Below are 292 nucleotides of genomic sequence, written 5' to 3' on the forward strand. Positions count from 1 at the left end.
GTGTTTGGCAATTATTATGGCACCGCAGAGCGTAGTGTCCGTGCCCAATTAGAATCAGGCGTCGATGTCATTTTAGAGATTGACTGGCAAGGGGCGCTACAAGTGAAAGAAATCTTCACTGAGGCCACGATGATTTTTATCTTGCCGCCAAGTCTTACTACCTTACGCCAGCGTCTATCCACCCGCGCCCAAGATAGCATAGAGGTGATAGAACAACGCTTAGCAGGAGCGGTCACCGAGATGGCACAATACGTACATTTTGATTACGTCATTATTAATGATAATTTTGAGG

1 protein-coding gene is annotated in these 292 nt (G+C 46.2%); it reads left to right on the forward strand.

The annotated features are described in order from the left end of the window. On the forward strand, window positions 1-292 hold a 292-nt coding region (locus AAEY93_RS20435), incomplete at both ends, for a nucleoside/nucleotide kinase family protein (protein ID WP_502959570.1).

The organism is Shewanella sp. CAL98-MNA-CIBAN-0140 (genome assembly GCF_040309905.1).
In the GTDB taxonomy this organism is placed as follows: Bacteria; Pseudomonadota; Gammaproteobacteria; order Enterobacterales; family Shewanellaceae; genus Shewanella; species Shewanella psychromarinicola.